Below are 16,099 nucleotides of genomic sequence, written 5' to 3' on the forward strand. Positions count from 1 at the left end.
GATCCTGTTAAGATGCTGGTCGTACTGTTGTTGTTGTCACTGTATTTTTAGTTCGCTCAACTTCTTTTGCAGGTAAGGCAATAGATTGTCGCTGCACAGCAGGCTCAACTGCAACTGGCGTGGCAATAACCTGATTTTGCCCCGAAGATGGCACTTTTTGATAATTTGATGCTTGTGCTGTAATTGCAGCAGTTGCGGGTTGATAAATATTTTCAATATTCTCAGGTAGCTTGGCAAAATTGCCATCCTTATCCATCGACAACTGAAGGCTATAAAGCTGATTATAGCGTTGCTGTGAAATACGACGAACATCATTTGCATCACCCACAATGGTTGGATGAATAAATACCAACAAATTACGCTTTTCATTACTATGTGAATCTGAGCGGAATAAACGACCGACATAAGGAATACTGCTTAATCCTGGAATGCCTTGACGCGAAAGCATGGTATTGTCTGAGATCAAACCGCCTAATACGACAGTTTGACCATGTTCAGCCAAAACAGCCGTTTTTATCGCGCGTTTACTGGTCACCAAATCCTGTGCTTGCCCCTTATTATCCTGAACCGCAGAAACTTCTTGCTCTACTTCCAGACGCACTGTTCCATTATCACCAATGTGTGGTATTACTTTTAGGGTAATCCCCACATCTTTTCGCTCAACAGTCGTATAAGGGTTCACTGTGCCTGAAGAACCTGTAGAAACCGACCCTGTAACAAAAGGCACGTTCTGCCCGACGACAATATAAGCTTCTTCATTATCCATTGTCACGATAGATGGCGTTGATAATAGGTTAGACTTGGTATTGGTTTTGAGTGCCTGAATCAATGCACCATATGCTTTACGCGAATCGAAATTCCCTAGCCCAATGGTTGCACCATTACCTTTATTGGCACTTCCTGCAATAGCAGCCGCAGCCCCTGATGTACCACCGCTAGCATAACCCGCTGCAATAGAAGCCAAGCTTGCACCCACATTGCCAAAGCTAATTAGCCCAACACCACTACTTAAATCACCTAGCGCCCATTGAATACCTAATTGATCTGAATCATCGCCAGATACTTCAATAATGGCGGCTTCAATCAACACTTGTTCACGGCGGATATCGAGTTGTTGAATTGAGGCTTCAATTTCGCGCATCAACTGTGGCTCCGCTTTGACCACCAAAGCATTTTGCGAACTATCTGCAATAATGCTGACACCGTTATTGTTAAAACTGGTGATGGCATTTTGATTCTGATTAGAACTGGAACTATTATTTAAGTTAATCGATGGCGTTGAAATAGAACTACTTCCTGTACTGGAATTCTGATTCTGGTTGCCGACTAAATTATTAATATTATTACTTGAATTTGAACTCGAATTATTATGGCTACCATTATTTGAGGATGAAACTGATTGCCCCGTCACCAAGCCCTGTAAAATTTCTGCCAAATTTTTAGCACTGGCATATTTTAAACGAAAAACCTTTAGACCACCTAGACGATCTGCAGAAGGCACATCTAACGTTTCAATTAGGTTGCGAATGCGTTTACGGCTCCCAGTATCCCCTTTTACCAAAATTCGATTGGTTCGAGTATCCGCAATAATACGCACACGCGACCCATTTAAATCTTTGGATGAACCCGTCGAACTCATAGACTCAAGCAAACTGATGATTTCTTCTGCCTGACTGTTCTGCAAAGCGACCGCTTCGACATCATTTTGCCCTGTACCGTCCAGATTACGGATTATCGTTTCAAGTTGCGCAATATTTGCAGCACGATCAGAAACAATTAATGCATTGGTTCCTGGCACAGCAGCCAGATTGGCAAATTGTGGCATGAGCGGACGCAATGCTGGAATCAGATCATTTGGGTTGGTATTTTCCACCCAAATAACACGAGTCACCACTTGATCTCCGCGCGCATTATTGCGTAAGTCGTAAGGGACACCTGCATTTTTAACATTACTGTCTGGAACCAGTTTCACGGTATTACCAGAAGGAATGGCGACCACACCATTAACATTCAAAACCCCTAAAAATAAATCATATACTTCATTTTTATTTAAAGGCTTATTTGAAATGACCGTAACATTGCCACGGACGCGCGGATCTACCGCAAAGTTTTTACCTGTAATGTCAGCAACTTCATTAATAAATGCAGTTAAATCAGCATCGCGTAAGTTAATCTTCCATGTTTGTGCAAAGGCACTTGTACTAATAGCTGCCATGACTGGAGCGGCTGCCAGTAAAGCCCAAAGTGGACGATGATTCAATAAAGCCATAGCCTGCTCTTTTTCCTAACTCGTTATGATGATCAACATCACTTAAAAACTTTGTTGTATGGTCATCACCTGATCACCACGTTTTATTTCTATTTTGACCTGACCTTCGCGCTTCACCTGTTCTAACAGTTGTACGTCATTTTGTCCTTGACCAACTGTCTGTCCATTGACTGAAAGAATGCGATCCCCAGGTCTTAGACCTAAAGTATTGCGAAGTGCCGAAGGGGTACGATCGGTCACTTCATAACCTGATCCATTGGCAGCACTTACACCCATATTCTGTAAATATTGATCACGGTTTTGCTGCATCTGTTGAATCGCCTGCCCGATTACTGCATTGGAGCTTTGCGCAGCAGCAGGTGGAACAGCAGCAGTTGTAGAAGCAGATTGAGCGGGTGGCACAATAGGTTGATATAAGCCATTTTCAAGCCCCTTAAACCGAACTTCACGAACTGCGCCACTATTTTGACGCAATACCACATGATCCCAATACACTTCTGATAATTGGTAAGCACTATTATCTATGGTATCGCCAACACGATAGCGCTCTGCTTTATCATTGACTTTAATCACAGCAGACGAAAAACGATCTGGATAACCAATCATCACGCCTTGTAATTCAAAATTTTGAGTATCATTTGCCGCTGTTGCAGTCGGTTCGCTAAATAATGAAAAACTTGTGATATTCGGAATTTGCGCCTGCATAGATCCTAATTCAACACGATCAAACTGCATAGCTTGTGGTGGAGCAACCACCCACCAAAATAGTGAAGCCAATTTCCAGCACAACCACAAAATTAAAAAGATCAGCACTAGAGCCGACAATTGATCAGCTTTGTGCCAAGGTATATTTCGCATACGTTCAAACATTGTTTTCATTAAAATCCACCTGAGAACAATGGCTGACGAGTACTGATAACAAAAGTATCTAACCCTGCTTTACCTTCATAGGAAGGAACATTCAGTAATAAACGCTGAGTCAGTTGAACATCGAGCATCAGATTTTGATCAAAGGCCAGATTCGCCATTTTTTGACTACGTTGATCCCGAATATCAATTTGCAAACGCCCATCTTTATCTTGTAACTGTCCTTGTAATGACGGCATGCTCATACGCTCCTGTCGCTGACCAAAGGTATAAACCAACTCGCCACCGCCCCAATGCAATTGTCCTTCGCTCTGCGTAAATCCTTTATCTTTTTGATAGTTAAATTTTACATCATTAAGTTGGATGCTATTTGCAGGCCATTGCCAATTTACAATCGATTTCAATGTTTCAGGTGCAACTTGACCATTAAGTTGACGAATAATCACTTTTTGACCAAAGCTATAACCCAAAATTGCATTCAATTGGGTATTGCCACTATGAATTTCAACATTGGCTGCAGCCCGCAATAAAATCAAATCGAGTGGACGCGTATTCCAGTGCAAAGAACCTCGTAGATTTCCACGATGCCAATCGGCTTGTCCTTGCCAAATGTTGCCACTGACATTACTGAGGGTTTGATTATTTTTAGAAAATTTTGAAATTAACCAATTCGCAGGAATTTGTAAAACCACAAAGACTAAAAATGCAATGACAGCAAATATCCACCATGTCACTTGCTTCGATTTTTTTTTCATTTAGCCATTACCACTATGCAAACTGCCTTTCCCTGTTGAGATTTTTCTCTTTTAGACATTATGCATACTTTTTCAACATCGCCAATTCAACTCTATAAAAAAACCAAGCATTCTTGCTTGGTTTTTCTAACTTTAAGGTGATTGAGTGACAAAAAGATGAAAACTAGATCAAGAAATCTTCTAGTTTTGCACCTTTTTCTAACTCAGCCACTAACCAGCGTGGTTGTTTACCACGGCCAGTCCAAGTTTCTTCTGAGTTGTTTTTGTTGCGGTAGCGAGGCTCTACTGATTTACGCGTGGTTTTTTTACGTTTTTGCTCACCATATTCAAGTAACTCTTCAACCGTAAAACCAACCGCCTCAGCAACTGCCAAAATTTGATTATATGCATCTTCAATTGCTTGATCTTTTTTTGATGCAATTAAAGCTTCTGCTTCTTCTTGCAAACGCTTTAATTCATCAACCGAAAGATCGCTAATATCTGGTTTCATTAAAAACCTACTCCAATAAACAAAATATTATTCAGACAAAAATTTAAAATTAATTCTTTGAATTAAATTCAAACTAATACTATTTTAATTCAAGTCCCTTAATCAAGTATTAAAACCAAATTTTAAACAACAAGCTACAAATATAACCATTCCAATTACCACTTAGAGCTTTGCATTATATGAGTCATTTTAATTGAGAAATGATAAGTTTTATAATAAATCATTAATTACATTAATCAGTCAGATGAGTTGAGATTCGTTTTTATCTGGAGTAAAAAAATCAATTTTAGCCTAAAAATAGACATTTCTGTCTATTGACTCAAAAGCCTTATAACCGATAGGACATTAAAAAAATATTCAAAAAAATCAAACTACAACAGATATACTTTGCTTCATAATAAATAAAAAGAGCATCATCTATCAAATGATGCTCTTTAATAATTTGAATTCATATTCAAATCATAAAGTGGTAAAAAGTAGCGCTCACATAGTAACTTTTCAGCACAGATTAATATTTATTCAGACAGCTTTATCAGTAAAATAAGTTTAAAAGCATGCAGCGCATAACAACAGATTAAGTATGAAGCTCGTGACCTACTTGTTGCTCTAACTTGATGATTTTTTGTTTCACAAATTCTGGAATAGCTTGCTTGGTTAAGTGAACAGGATCAACTACAACCATGACAGCTTCACCTGTTGCCACAACTTTTTCCTGAACCGTACTCCATAATAGATAACTCATTCTAAAAGCACTATTACGCATTTCTTCGATTCTTGCACCTATTTTTAAAGTGTCTGGATAAAATACCGGACTTAAATATTTGCACTGATTTGATGCAACTACAGTATATATTTTCTCATCAAAAATATTTAGACAGTCTAAATAGCGAATTCTCGCACTTTCAATATATCGATAATATAAAACATTATTTACATGACCAAAGGCATCCATATCACCCCATGCTACAATTTGTTCATGAATCACAGGGTATTGTGCAAGCTCATTCATAATTTGACTCATATTTTAAATTTCAAAAAATTAGCATCGTTTTCAAAGACTAAGTTTAATTGCTGAATCTGACTTTCATTCAATTGTGACTTTACCCGCAAATAACTCATCAGCACATCATCTGGATACAATTGTAATAATCCATCTGCTTCTATTTTTCGCCCTGTTGCCATATAAACATGCCATTTTGCAAAAGTCAGTATCGGCATACTCAAATAATGCTGTTCAAATTTTTCTATTTTTTTCTCAATATCCTGATAATCAGGATTTTGTTTTAGTAGTTGTTGCTGAAACCATAAATAAAATACATCTCGGTCAAATTGTTCATCCAATAAATGTAAAGCCAACATTTCATGTTGTAAGCTCATTTCAGGCAAACGCGCCAATAATTTAAGCCATAATGCCTTACTGGTATAAGGTCGTGTTTTAATTTCTTGCTCTAAATCCTGATAACGCTGTTGAATAGCCTGTAAATCATCTAAAGAAGCCTGATCGAACTGTGTCAATAATTGTTGCAACCATAGATCACGGCTTTGTGGATCCAAATGTCCATATTTCATTGAACGTAAATAGACCCAAGGCTGTTGTAATGCCAACTGTCCCCAGAGTACCGTAATTCGCTGCTGATACGCGTGTTCAATTTGTTTGAGCCACGGCGACAATTGATGTTGTTGCAAAAACTCCAAATGCGTTAAGGCTTGTTCAGTTTCACCTTTAGCTAAAAAAAGCTCAATACGTTGTAATTCAGCCAGTTCAAATGCCATCGGAGAAGTCTGATTCAGTGCATTCAAGGACTGATCATATTGTTCTTTCTGAAATAACAGTTTTGCCTCGACAATTCCTTTCAATAAACCAGATTTATCAAATACCTGATTGACAAAACTTTGCTGATCTTTTGCCGCTTCCAGCAACCAAATCACGCCAAGTTGCTCATAAGGATGTAAATGAGAAAAATTAAAAACAGTTTCTAACTTACGCTGTTCGCGATGTAAATATCTTCGGACTGACATCCAGATTAATTGCACAAATAAAGTCAGTACTCCAATCAAAAGTAACAATATCCAGACATTGGTTTGTAACTGCCAGTCACGCCAATAGATATAAACATAACCTGCGCCATAGCCATAACTCAAGACACTGAGTAATGCTAACAAACACAAAGCCACCACGGCATAAGTCTGGAGTAATGCGCGCATAGATCCTCCTTATCCCAATAGTTCAAGTGTGATGAGTTTAGGCACAGGAAGTGTAGGCAGTTGTTTCAGTTTTTCCAGTCGCATTTTTAGATCTTGACTTGATTGATCTGGAAGTTGTGCTAGCTGTTGAATCGCCATGCTTAAAACGTGCTGATATTCGGTTAAATGCCCATCATTGATTGCCTGACGAGCCAACAATAAGCGCAATTGCACTTCTTTTAAAATAATACGTCGATTAATAAGTTCTGCGGGAGCACGATCAACACGCTGCAACTGAAACCAACCTTCCCAAAAGTAATGCTGTTTCTGTCTTTTCAGTTCGACGTGGGTATTTTCTTGCGCCTTTTGCAAATCTTTATCAATCAACTGAATCAGATCATCGAAGTTTTGCTGTTGCTGATTTTTAGAAATCACGAATTGCTGAATCACTTGTTTATCTTTATTAATACTTTCATGCAGACTGCGTTCCAACGCAGGCGCTAGAGTATAACCCGCTAAAGACTGATTCAATTGATTCAGTTTATCGACTGCATATATATATTGGTGTTGTTGCAACGCAAATTGCACAAGTTCTAATTGTTGTTTAATCACAACCACAGGATTCAATGCGGTATGAAGAGGTGCAGATAAGGTTTGCTCGCCCTGTGAAGCAGAGGCTGTATTGGAAGGATTGGATAATTGACGCTGCAAAGCCACCAAATGATCATTTAAATTGGCATTATTTTGCTCAATTTGAGTAATATTTTGTTGAAGAAGATCAAAACGCTGAGAAAGCTGATAGGAGTCATAACTTAACTTTGCGAGCCACAACAAAGCCAGGATCACTATAAACCCGATAAATTTCCTCATAAACGTCCTTCATTTCTTTTTAACTGTGCCAACACGGTATTCGGCTTTAAGTCATCTACACAGCAAATTGAATAATACGCATCTTGCTGGATTTTATATGTCATTAATATGTGAAATAAACGTTCACCCAATACCATATAACAACATTGATGACATAATAATGGCAAGGCTTTGAGTAATTTTAACCAATTGAGCCAACTTGCCTCACTACTGATCAAAACCCATACTTTCTCCTGCTCTGCCAAAATTTGGGCGCTGAGTATTGGTAAATTTTGAACCGCTTCCACAGGACAATGCCTGCTATATAACACAAAATTTAAAACCTCAACACCTTGTGCTTGCAAATGTTGCATCATAAATTGGCGTCCACCTTCACCCCGCCAAAATGCAATTCGATTTAAATCAGAACGATGTTCAAACAGCTCAAGCTGTAACATGCCCTCTGATGTTTCAACAGCAGGTACCTGAGCATTAAGTTGGTATTGCGCAAGATAATCAGCGGTACTTTTCCCCACCGCAATCCATTGAATATGCTCAAGCTGCTGAAGCTCTATTCCAGAACGGTGCAAATAACGCAAACCAATTTCTGCCGCAGTTGGACTGACCACCACAATCACTTGAGTCTGCGCAAGCTGCCGATAAAGTTTAACCAACTCATCTGAATAAGGGGATTCAACCAATTCCAGTAATGGATAGTCAATCACATCATAACCTTCAGATTTTAAACACTGATTTAACTTTTCAGCGCGAAGTTTAGGACGGGTATTCACAAATAACATGGCAATACAATCAATTAGTGCAATGCACTGAGTAACTCACCAGCGCCTTGTTGCAAAAGTTGCTGAGCCAGACGAACACCTAACTGCTCCGCATGTTCACTCCGATCAGATTGCTGCGCACAAAGTAAAGTTTGACCATCAACACTTCCGACACGGCCTTCAATCGAAATTTGATTACCCTCTAAAGTCGCGTAACCTGCGATTGGTACTTGGCAGCCCCCTTCTAAATACGCATTAAAGGCACGTTCTGCTTGAACACAATACCAAGTTTTCTCATGTAATAAAGGCTGAATCAGATCCAAAACAGTTTGATCGTCTGTACGACATTCTAGTCCTAAAGCACCCTGTCCTACCGCAGGTAAACTAATTTCAGCCGCAAGAGCATGGCGAATACGACTTTCTAATCCTAAACGTTTAAGTCCAGCACTTGCCAGAATAATCGCATCGTATTGACCATCATCCAGTTTTGACAAACGAGTCCCCACGTTGCCACGTAAATCGATAATGGTTAAATCGGGTCGTTGTTTTAAAATTTGACATTTACGACGTAAACTCGATGTACCTACTCGCGCACCTTGTGGTAAATCATCAAAACAGGCAAAGTGATTGGACACAAAAGCATCGAAAGGATCTTCGCGCTCACAAATCACAGGCAAGCACAAACCTTCAGGCAAATGCATCGGCACATCTTTCATTGAATGTACCGCCAAATCAGCACGACCATCCAGTAAAGCAGCTTCTAATTCTTTTACAAATAAACCCTTACCACCAATTTTTGCTAATGGTGTATCCAAGATTTTATCGCCCTGCGTCACAAATTTGACCAGTTCTACCTTTAAGTCAGGATAAAGTTCCTGTAATCGAGCACGAATATATTCTGCCTGCCAAAGTGCAAGCGGGCTTTGTCGAGTCGCAATTTTCAAGGTTTGCATAAATCTTGGATCAGTTAAAAACAAACTCTAAACTTAACTCGATCTCTTAAAATTGCAAGTAAAATCTAAGTTAAACAAATCTACAACCACTTAAAGTTGTGGTCTTTTTAGAGTTTTTGCATGCGTTCGCGTAATTGGGGTAAATGGCGACGACTGACGGAAAGACGCTCGCTCACCTCACGACAACGCACTTGATATTGACCTGAAGTGACCAATTCAAGACCTTCAAGATAATCAATTGAAACCAGTGCATTACGATGAATACGAATAAAGCGTTCGGAAAATTCCTGTTCGAGTTCTTTTAAAGTTTCATCAATCAGGACACTGCCATTTTTATGACGTACCGTGACATATTTTTGATCTGCCAGAAAATAATAAATATTTTCAATCGGAATCAGCTCTACACCACGATAGGTTTTGGCTGTAATTTGATGTCGTTGAATTTTCACGTCGTCCATATCTTCTTTTTGTTTTATCGTACTCAGCTGAGCTTGAGTTAATTTAGTTAAATGATCTAAAACTTGTTGTAAATCTTGTTGAGAAATGGGTTTCAGCAAATAGCCTTTGGCTTGGGATTTAAACGCTTCAAGCGCATGATCGTCATAAGCTGTACAAAAGACAATCGCAGGCATTGGATCAAAATGACTAATCTGCTCTGCACAAAATAAGCCATTCATACCTGGCATTTGAATATCTAGCAAAACCACATCTGGTTCGTATTGTTCAACCAGATCTAAAGCATCCTGACCATTGGTTACACTTGCAACGACTTGATGTCCCAATTGAGTAACCAAGCGTGACAATCGCTCAACTGCCAGAGGTTCATCATCGCAGATTAAGATCCTCATTTCCCCTCCTTGTCGTGTTAACTGGTTTGATTCGTTTTAATCGGTTAACCCTGACTTATTATTGTTTGCCTGATATTGGTAATTCACCACTGTGGTATATAACCCACGCGCGCTATAGGTTTGAAACTTGACCGTATTTCCATAATACGCTCGAAGACGCTGTTTCACATTGTCTATAGCAATACCATGTCCTTCTCTGGTTTTTATTGTATCGTGACTATAGGGATTGGTAATGACTATACTGACTTGATTTTGCAATATTTCAACCAATACACCAATTTGACATTCCCCACCAATATTCTCAACTCCATGAAAAATACTATTTTCGAGTAAAGGCTGCAAGGTCAACAACGGAATTTGTATCATTTTAAGTTGTTGAACAGTATACGGAATTTTCCACTCTACATGAAATCGATCACCTAATCGAATTTGTTCGATAAATAAATATTGTCGACAAAGTTCAATTTCATCATTCAGACTAACCAACTTAAGTTGCTGGAAACTGGCACGAAATAATTTGGACAAACTAATGAGCATGGTTTCGGCTTTATCTGGATCTATGCTAATTAAACTGACCACACTATTTAAGCTATTAAATAAAAAATGCGGATGGATACGCGCTTGCATCGCTTGTATTCGAGCATTAAGTTCACTGTATTGCTGCTTTAACCATTGATCACGCACATACATGTAACGTAAACAAAATGCTCCCAACAAAATGCCATAACTTAAATGCATCTCCACACCCGCAAATAAAAGGTCGTGATTAAAGTGATGCAAACTGAAATAACTGCCCCAATGTTGCAGCACGTTAGCAATACAAGTGGTTGAAACCACAATAATTTGCAGAAGAATAAAACCAATTACTAAAGCAGTAACTTGATTGATTCGATTAAAAAAAACTTGAAAACGATCCAGTATCGCTGAAAAAGACAGTACTACCCAATTAATAAAAAATACGTACTGCAGTAACCGTAAGCCTTGTAATGCTTGCCACGAACCCGCCTCAGTCAATGCTAGCACCATTGCCAGTACATTACTGGCGACCATCAACTCTAACAAATGTTGCCATTGACCAATTTTGCTAAAAAAATAGGAGTTGCTTGATGGCAGACTTGGTCGAGCTAAATCGTTTGGATTCTGGGCATCGGCAAGCCTTGAGGAATTTGTTATACTCTTTTTTATTTTTCGCTTTTTTTTATCGAGCCGACATGACCACATCTTCGAATCCCCCTCACTCATCTGCCCAGAACCAGACCTCTGGTATGTGGGGCGGTCGCTTTAGTGAAGCGACAGATGCTTTTGTTGCTGAATTTACCGCATCTGTACAATTTGACCAACGTTTTTATAAGCAGGATATTGCGGGTTCAATTGCACATGCCACTATGTTAGCAAAAGTGGGTGTACTCACCGATGCCGAACGTGATGATATTATTCAGGGCTTAACTTCAATCAAATCTGAAATTGAAGCAGGTCAGTTTGAGTGGCGTATCGACTTAGAAGATGTACACATGAATATTGAGTCGCGTCTGACTCAACGTATTGGGATTACAGGTAAAAAACTCCATACAGGTCGTAGTCGCAACGATCAAGTCGCAACAGATATTCGTTTATATCTGCGTGATGAAATTGACGATATTCTATCAATTTTGCAGCGCTTACAAAAAGGCCTACTCGGCTTGGCAGCAACAAACACTCAGACCATAATGCCAGGTTTCACCCATTTACAAACGGCGCAGCCTGTGACTTTTGGTCATCATTTGTTGGCATGGTTTGAAATGCTGATCCGTGATACTGAGCGCTTGCAGGATTGCCGTAAACGTGTCAATCGCATGCCACTAGGTTCTGCGGCATTGGCGGGAACCACTTACCCGATTGATCGTGCTTATACTGCTGAACTTTTAGGTTTCGAAGCTGTTGCTGAAAACTCACTTGATGCAGTTTCTGATCGTGATTTTGCGATTGAATTTAACGCTGCGGCAGCGTTAATTATGATGCACTTATCGCGTATGTCTGAAGAATTAATTTTATGGACTTCTGCTCAATTTAAATTTGTGAACATTCCAGATCGCTTCTGTACGGGCTCATCAATTATGCCGCAGAAAAAAAACCCAGATGTACCTGAATTGATTCGTGGTAAATCAGGTCGTGTTTTTGGTGACTTAATCAGTCTTTTGACCCTAATGAAAGGTCAACCATTGGCCTATAACAAAGATAATCAGGAAGATAAAGAACCTCTTTTTGATGCAATTGACACAGTCCGTGGTTCATTGATGGCTTTTGCAGACATGATTCCTGCACTGGTTCCAAATATCGAAATTATGCGTGAAGCTGCATTGCGTGGTTTTTCAACTGCCACTGATCTTGCAGATTATCTGGTAAAAAAAGGCGTGGCTTTCCGTGATGCCCATGAAATTGTGGGTAAAGCGGTGGCGTTAGGCGTACAGGAAGATAAAGACTTATCTGAACTGAGCCTTGAGCAACTTCAGCAATTCTCAGATTTAATTAGTGCCGATGTATTTGATAAAGCATTAACGCTAGAAGCATCTGTGAATGCACGTGACCATATTGGCGGAACTTCTCCAAAACAGGTGACTGCTGCGATTGCACGTGCCGAAAAACGTCTTGAACAACTTTACGCTTAAGGAAATCTCATGAGCCGCCAAGTATTTTGTATTAAATATCAAAAAGAAATGGAAGGTCTGGATTTTCCACCTTTTCCTGGAGCCAAAGGTCAGGAGTTGTTTGAGCATGTTTCCAAGCAAGCCTGGCAAGAATGGTTGCAACACCAAACCACCTTGATTAATGAAAAACGCTTAAATGTGTTTGAGCCAGAAGCCAAAAAGTTTCTAGAACAACAGCGTGAAAAGTTTTTCAACAATGATGAAAGCGTAGAAAAAGCCGAAGGTTGGAAGCCTGAAGAAAATTAAAGCATCGCTTTAATTTTCTGTAAGACAAGGACGAAGTCCGCGTAGGCAAGCATAGGGGAAGTAAACCCTTGCGCAAGACGAAGGGCTATGCCTGTAGGGAGAAAATTAAAGCATCGCTTTAATTTTCTGCAAGACAAGGATGAAGTCCGCGTAGGCAAGCATATGGGAAGTGAACCCTTGCGCAAGACAAAGAGCTATGCTCGTAGGGAGAAATATTAAAGCATTGCTTTAGTTTTTTTCAATGCAAGGATGAAGTCCAAGAAATGTATAAAGTAGTCCACGTGGACTACTTTATACATTTCTTACATAGCGACATATAACATTACATAGCCTCACAAGACTCTGCATGATTCTTTCAATTTTTCTTAATATACTTATTCCATAGCAAGGCAATAAGCATAACCCCAATGCAGCCTTACGATGTTTTCTTCCCAGATTTCTCCCCCCAAGAAATCTGGGATTTTTTTGTGTGCTTTTTCTTACACAGTCTATCTATTTTCATCCCTAGCGCCATTTGCATCATTTCACTATTCTAAATTATCGTTAGCAGGAAGCAGACGAATTATAAAAATATTTGCTGTGAAGCATCACCGATGAGGATGTCGGAAATTATCTTGGCACACGACTCAATAAAAAAGACCTTGAATTATTTCAAGGTCTTTTTTTAGGTAAAATCTTTAGAATATTTTATCCACGATGAACTTTTTCTTCAATTTCTTCAATTCGGGTATGACGTACATCCAGACCTTTCGCAATATAAATCACTTGTTCAGCAATATTACGGGCATGATCACCAATACGCTCTAATGAACGTAATACCCACATTACATTAATCACACGGGAAATATGACGCGGATCTTCGATCATATAAGTCATCAAAGTCCGTGTTGCAGACTGGTATTCACGATCAATATCTGCATCTGCAAGCAATACTTGTAACGCCTGCTCTGCATCCAAACGTGCAAAAGCATCCAGCGCATCATGAATCATCACCCGAACCTGATTACCAATATGACGTGTTTCCATATAACCACGCGGTGATCCACCCTCTTCACACAGATTTTGAGCAATTCGGGCAATTTTAGCAGCTTCATCCCCAATACGTTCTAAATCTGTATTGGCTTTACTCATGGCAATCACCATACGCAAATCAATCGCAGCAGGATGTCGGCGCGCTAAAATTAAAGTTAAACCCTCATCAATATCACGCTCATATTGATTCACGGTATTATCTTTAAACTGAACATCGAGTGCCATGTTGACATCGGTATCCAATAAGGCATGAATTGCATTGGCAACTTGCTGTTCTACCAAGCCACCCATGGTCATAAATTTAGTGTTTACATCTTGCAAATCTTCATTGAATTGGGAAGAAATATGATGACTTAACACAGGATTACTTGGACTCAAGGGAGCCTCCCATACGACAGGGTAAACGAACAAGGATAGATTGTGATTAAAACATATCCATCATGAAAGTTTTATGACAAAAACTCATTTCCAGCATTTTAATTTGGCTTATAAACCAGCCAACGATTTAGCTCCATCAAATCACTTTCATTTAACTGACCAACCGATGCCTTTAATTTTAATACATTCAAGATATAGTCATATTGAGCATTTAAATAATCCTGTCTGGCATTGAAGGCATTGCGCTGTGCTAACAGCACGTCCACCATTGTTTTTAAACCTTCATTATAACTAGCTCTAGACGAACGGGAGACCAAATCGGCCGATGTCATTGCTGCTTTTCGTGCTTGTAACTTGGCCTGATCGGTTTGTACCTGCATAAAAGATTGTTTGACCTCAACAGAGGCATTGCGTTTGGCTGAATCTAACTGAAATTGCGCTTTGTTCAGTTCCATCTGTGCTTTTCTAATAGAACTTCGAGTGCGTCCACCATTAAAGATATTCCAGTTCATCTCCACCCCAATCTGGTCAAACTTGCCATCATTGGAAATCAGGGTTTCAGGCGTTTGTTTGGTATAACCATAACTGGCAACCGCATCGATCTGTGGATAAATGGCCGCTTTTTCCACACGCCGAGCATCATCAGCATATTGTTGTTGTAACTGGGCTTGCTGGATGGATAAGTTTTGTGTCTGTGCCAAATTTAGCCATGCATCAAGCTGTTCTGGATAGGGTTTTTGAAATTGAAAATCATCTGGTAATACGGCGAGCTTTTCATTTTGATATTGACCAATAAATTGGCTAAGTTTTTCCTGCGCCACCATCAATTGAACCTGCCCACCAATCCGATTGGCTCGGGCATTCTGATATTGTGCATCGGCTTCACTCACATCACTTCGTGCTACCAAACCCTCTTTGAGTTTGGCATTCATCATATTGAGTTGTTCAAGTAGTGCTTTTTCTTCCTGTAGATAAGCAGCGGTTAACGACTGTTGGCGTAATACATCAAAATAAGCCTGTGCAACGTTCAATACATGTTCTTGTTTTTGTAATTTTAAGGTGATTTCACTTAATAAAACCGATGTTTTTACCTGCTTATAACCTTCCCAAGCATCAACACGAAATAGAGGTTGACGTGCATTTAAGGCAATTTGTTTTTGGGTTGAAGTGTTGCTAATGAGTGCATTGGAAAACTCTTCCGAACCCTCTATTCCTCCTAAATCGCCAAAATCACCACGTTTGGTGGTTTGGTGATTACGAGTGATATTTCCTGTGACCGTCACAGTTGGAAGTAAATTGCCTGTCGCTAGCCCCAGATTTAGTTTATCTGCTTCAAATTGATAAATATTCGCCTGCCATGCAGGATCATTTTTCTTGGCACGATCATAAGCTTCCACTAAATCAAGAGCAAAGCTCGAAATGGAAACACCACATAAACTGGTCATGAGCAGTATTTTTTTTATGGTCATGAAACTTGTATCAATCCTGAAAAGTTGCCCACTAAGACTAAGAAAAATGAATTAAAAATACAATCAGAAGGATGTGGGGAATTGTAGTAAATCCATGTTAATATTTAGCCACGCTTGACGGAGCGCGAGTAATCACTCGCTGAGATTGGGTAAATCTATTGTTTTTTCTAGAATAGATTTGATCCCAAGTACCGTTGAACCTGATCAGGTTAAAACCTGCGTAGGAATCAAGCCATCTAAAAAACGATGTTGTTCAATTTATCTATTATTCTATAAAGATAAGTGTATTTGGTTTT

At 39.4% G+C, this 16,099-nt stretch carries 15 protein-coding genes and 1 riboswitch; of the genes, 2 read left to right on the forward strand and 13 right to left on the reverse strand.

The features are described 5' to 3' along the window. Window positions 1-7 precede the first annotated feature (7 nt). The 11 genes from gspD to A7A69_RS09190 all read right to left on the reverse strand — a co-directional run bounded on the left by gspD (window position 8) and on the right by A7A69_RS09190 (window position 11,215). Window positions 8-2,269: a type II secretion system secretin GspD gene (gspD, locus tag A7A69_RS09140; protein WP_152877148.1), complete on the reverse strand. Its 2,262-nt coding sequence runs from the start codon at window positions 2,267-2,269 to the stop codon at window positions 8-10. A 42-nt stretch (window positions 2,270-2,311) separates the two neighbouring features. Further along, on the reverse strand, window positions 2,312-3,148 hold the full coding sequence (locus A7A69_RS09145; RefSeq protein ID WP_152877151.1) for a type II secretion system protein N: 837 nt from the start codon (window positions 3,146-3,148) through the stop codon (window positions 2,312-2,314). Next, complete coding sequence (gspN, locus tag A7A69_RS09150) at window positions 3,148-3,891, reverse strand: type II secretion system protein N (protein WP_152877153.1); 744 nt, start codon at window positions 3,889-3,891, stop codon at window positions 3,148-3,150. Before gspN ends, A7A69_RS09145 begins: the two co-directional genes overlap by 1 nt. A 163-nt stretch (window positions 3,892-4,054) precedes the next feature. Further along, window positions 4,055-4,381, reverse strand: a complete 327-nt coding sequence (locus tag A7A69_RS09155; protein WP_120370647.1) for an H-NS histone family protein — start codon at window positions 4,379-4,381, stop codon at window positions 4,055-4,057. Between the two features lie 574 nt (window positions 4,382-4,955). After that, window positions 4,956-5,390: an acyl-CoA thioesterase gene (locus A7A69_RS09160; protein WP_152877203.1), complete on the reverse strand. Its 435-nt coding sequence runs from the start codon at window positions 5,388-5,390 to the stop codon at window positions 4,956-4,958. A gap of 8 nt (window positions 5,391-5,398) precedes the next feature. Further along, the gene (locus A7A69_RS09165; protein WP_152877155.1) at window positions 5,399-6,586 is read right to left on the reverse strand and encodes a heme biosynthesis protein HemY; all 1,188 of its coding nucleotides are present in this window, start codon (window positions 6,584-6,586) and stop codon (window positions 5,399-5,401) included. 9 nt (window positions 6,587-6,595) lie between these two features. Beyond that, window positions 6,596-7,399 carry a hypothetical protein gene (locus A7A69_RS09170; protein ID WP_241675242.1) on the reverse strand — a complete coding sequence of 268 codons (804 nt, stop codon included), beginning with the start codon at window positions 7,397-7,399 and terminating at the stop codon, window positions 6,596-6,598. Between the two features lie 32 nt (window positions 7,400-7,431). Then, window positions 7,432-8,214, reverse strand: coding sequence for a uroporphyrinogen-III synthase (locus tag A7A69_RS09175; protein WP_151981832.1), 783 nt, complete (start codon window positions 8,212-8,214; stop codon window positions 7,432-7,434). 14 nt (window positions 8,215-8,228) lie between these two features. Next, on the reverse strand, window positions 8,229-9,146 hold the full coding sequence (gene hemC / locus A7A69_RS09180) for a hydroxymethylbilane synthase (protein WP_152877159.1): 918 nt from the start codon (window positions 9,144-9,146) through the stop codon (window positions 8,229-8,231). A gap of 107 nt (window positions 9,147-9,253) precedes the next feature. Then, window positions 9,254-9,994 carry a LytR/AlgR family response regulator transcription factor gene (locus A7A69_RS09185; RefSeq protein WP_120370642.1) on the reverse strand — a complete coding sequence of 247 codons (741 nt, stop codon included), beginning with the start codon at window positions 9,992-9,994 and terminating at the stop codon, window positions 9,254-9,256. 36 nt (window positions 9,995-10,030) lie between these two features. Next, window positions 10,031-11,215 carry a sensor histidine kinase gene (locus A7A69_RS09190; protein ID WP_120370641.1) on the reverse strand — a complete coding sequence of 395 codons (1,185 nt, stop codon included), beginning with the start codon at window positions 11,213-11,215 and terminating at the stop codon, window positions 10,031-10,033. Between A7A69_RS09190 and argH the strand changes: the two genes are divergently transcribed. Together argH and A7A69_RS09200 are read left to right on the forward strand one after the other, a co-directional pair. Then, complete coding sequence (argH, locus tag A7A69_RS09195) at window positions 11,206-12,639, forward strand: argininosuccinate lyase (protein ID WP_120370640.1); 1,434 nt, start codon at window positions 11,206-11,208, stop codon at window positions 12,637-12,639. The two genes, A7A69_RS09190 and argH, sit on opposite strands and share 10 nt — an antisense overlap. A 9-nt stretch (window positions 12,640-12,648) precedes the next feature. Next, the gene (locus A7A69_RS09200; protein WP_120370639.1) at window positions 12,649-12,924 is read left to right on the forward strand and encodes an oxidative damage protection protein; all 276 of its coding nucleotides are present in this window, start codon (window positions 12,649-12,651) and stop codon (window positions 12,922-12,924) included. A 687-nt stretch (window positions 12,925-13,611) separates the two neighbouring features. Here the strand turns inward: A7A69_RS09200 and phoU are convergent. Both phoU and abuO read right to left on the reverse strand, forming a co-directional pair. Then, entirely contained in the window at window positions 13,612-14,334 is a 723-nt protein-coding gene (phoU, locus tag A7A69_RS09205; protein WP_005001828.1) for a phosphate signaling complex protein PhoU, read from the reverse strand. Window positions 14,335-14,432: 98 nt separating this feature from the next. After that, a complete protein-coding gene (abuO, locus tag A7A69_RS09210) occupies window positions 14,433-15,803 on the reverse strand; it encodes a multidrug efflux outer membrane protein AbuO (protein WP_120370636.1) in 1,371 nt (456 codons plus the stop codon). 108 nt (window positions 15,804-15,911) lie between these two features. Then, window positions 15,912-16,047: riboswitch (TPP riboswitch) on the forward strand. The last annotated feature ends 52 nt before the right edge of the window (window positions 16,048-16,099 follow it).

The sequence above is a fragment of the Acinetobacter guerrae genome (assembly GCF_009372255.1).
Taxonomy (GTDB): Bacteria; Pseudomonadota; Gammaproteobacteria; order Pseudomonadales; family Moraxellaceae; genus Acinetobacter; species Acinetobacter guerrae.

Excerpts from the sequence above, each read along its gene's own strand:
- gspD (WP_152877148.1), bottom strand. The coding sequence starts at position 2,269 with ATGGCTTTATTGAATCATCGTCCACTTTGGGCTTTACTGGCAGCCGCT.
- A7A69_RS09160 (WP_152877203.1), bottom strand. The coding sequence starts at position 5,390 with ATGAATGAGCTTGCACAATACCCTGTGATTCATGAACAAATTGTAGCA.
- A7A69_RS09145 (WP_152877151.1), bottom strand. The coding sequence starts at position 3,148 with ATGAAAACAATGTTTGAACGTATGCGAAATATACCTTGGCACAAAGCT.
- abuO (WP_120370636.1), bottom strand. The coding sequence starts at position 15,803 with ATGACCATAAAAAAAATACTGCTCATGACCAGTTTATGTGGTGTTTCC.
- argH (WP_120370640.1), top strand. The coding sequence starts at position 11,206 with ATGACCACATCTTCGAATCCCCCTCACTCATCTGCCCAGAACCAGACC.
- A7A69_RS09165 (WP_152877155.1), bottom strand. The coding sequence starts at position 6,586 with ATGCGCGCATTACTCCAGACTTATGCCGTGGTGGCTTTGTGTTTGTTA.
- A7A69_RS09175 (WP_151981832.1), bottom strand. The coding sequence starts at position 8,214 with ATGTTATTTGTGAATACCCGTCCTAAACTTCGCGCTGAAAAGTTAAAT.
- hemC (WP_152877159.1), bottom strand. The coding sequence starts at position 9,146 with ATGCAAACCTTGAAAATTGCGACTCGACAAAGCCCGCTTGCACTTTGG.
- A7A69_RS09200 (WP_120370639.1), top strand. The coding sequence starts at position 12,649 with ATGAGCCGCCAAGTATTTTGTATTAAATATCAAAAAGAAATGGAAGGT.
- A7A69_RS09190 (WP_120370641.1), bottom strand. The coding sequence starts at position 11,215 with ATGTGGTCATGTCGGCTCGATAAAAAAAAGCGAAAAATAAAAAAGAGT.
- A7A69_RS09185 (WP_120370642.1), bottom strand. The coding sequence starts at position 9,994 with ATGAGGATCTTAATCTGCGATGATGAACCTCTGGCAGTTGAGCGATTG.
- A7A69_RS09155 (WP_120370647.1), bottom strand. The coding sequence starts at position 4,381 with ATGAAACCAGATATTAGCGATCTTTCGGTTGATGAATTAAAGCGTTTG.
- gspN (WP_152877153.1), bottom strand. The coding sequence starts at position 3,891 with ATGAAAAAAAAATCGAAGCAAGTGACATGGTGGATATTTGCTGTCATT.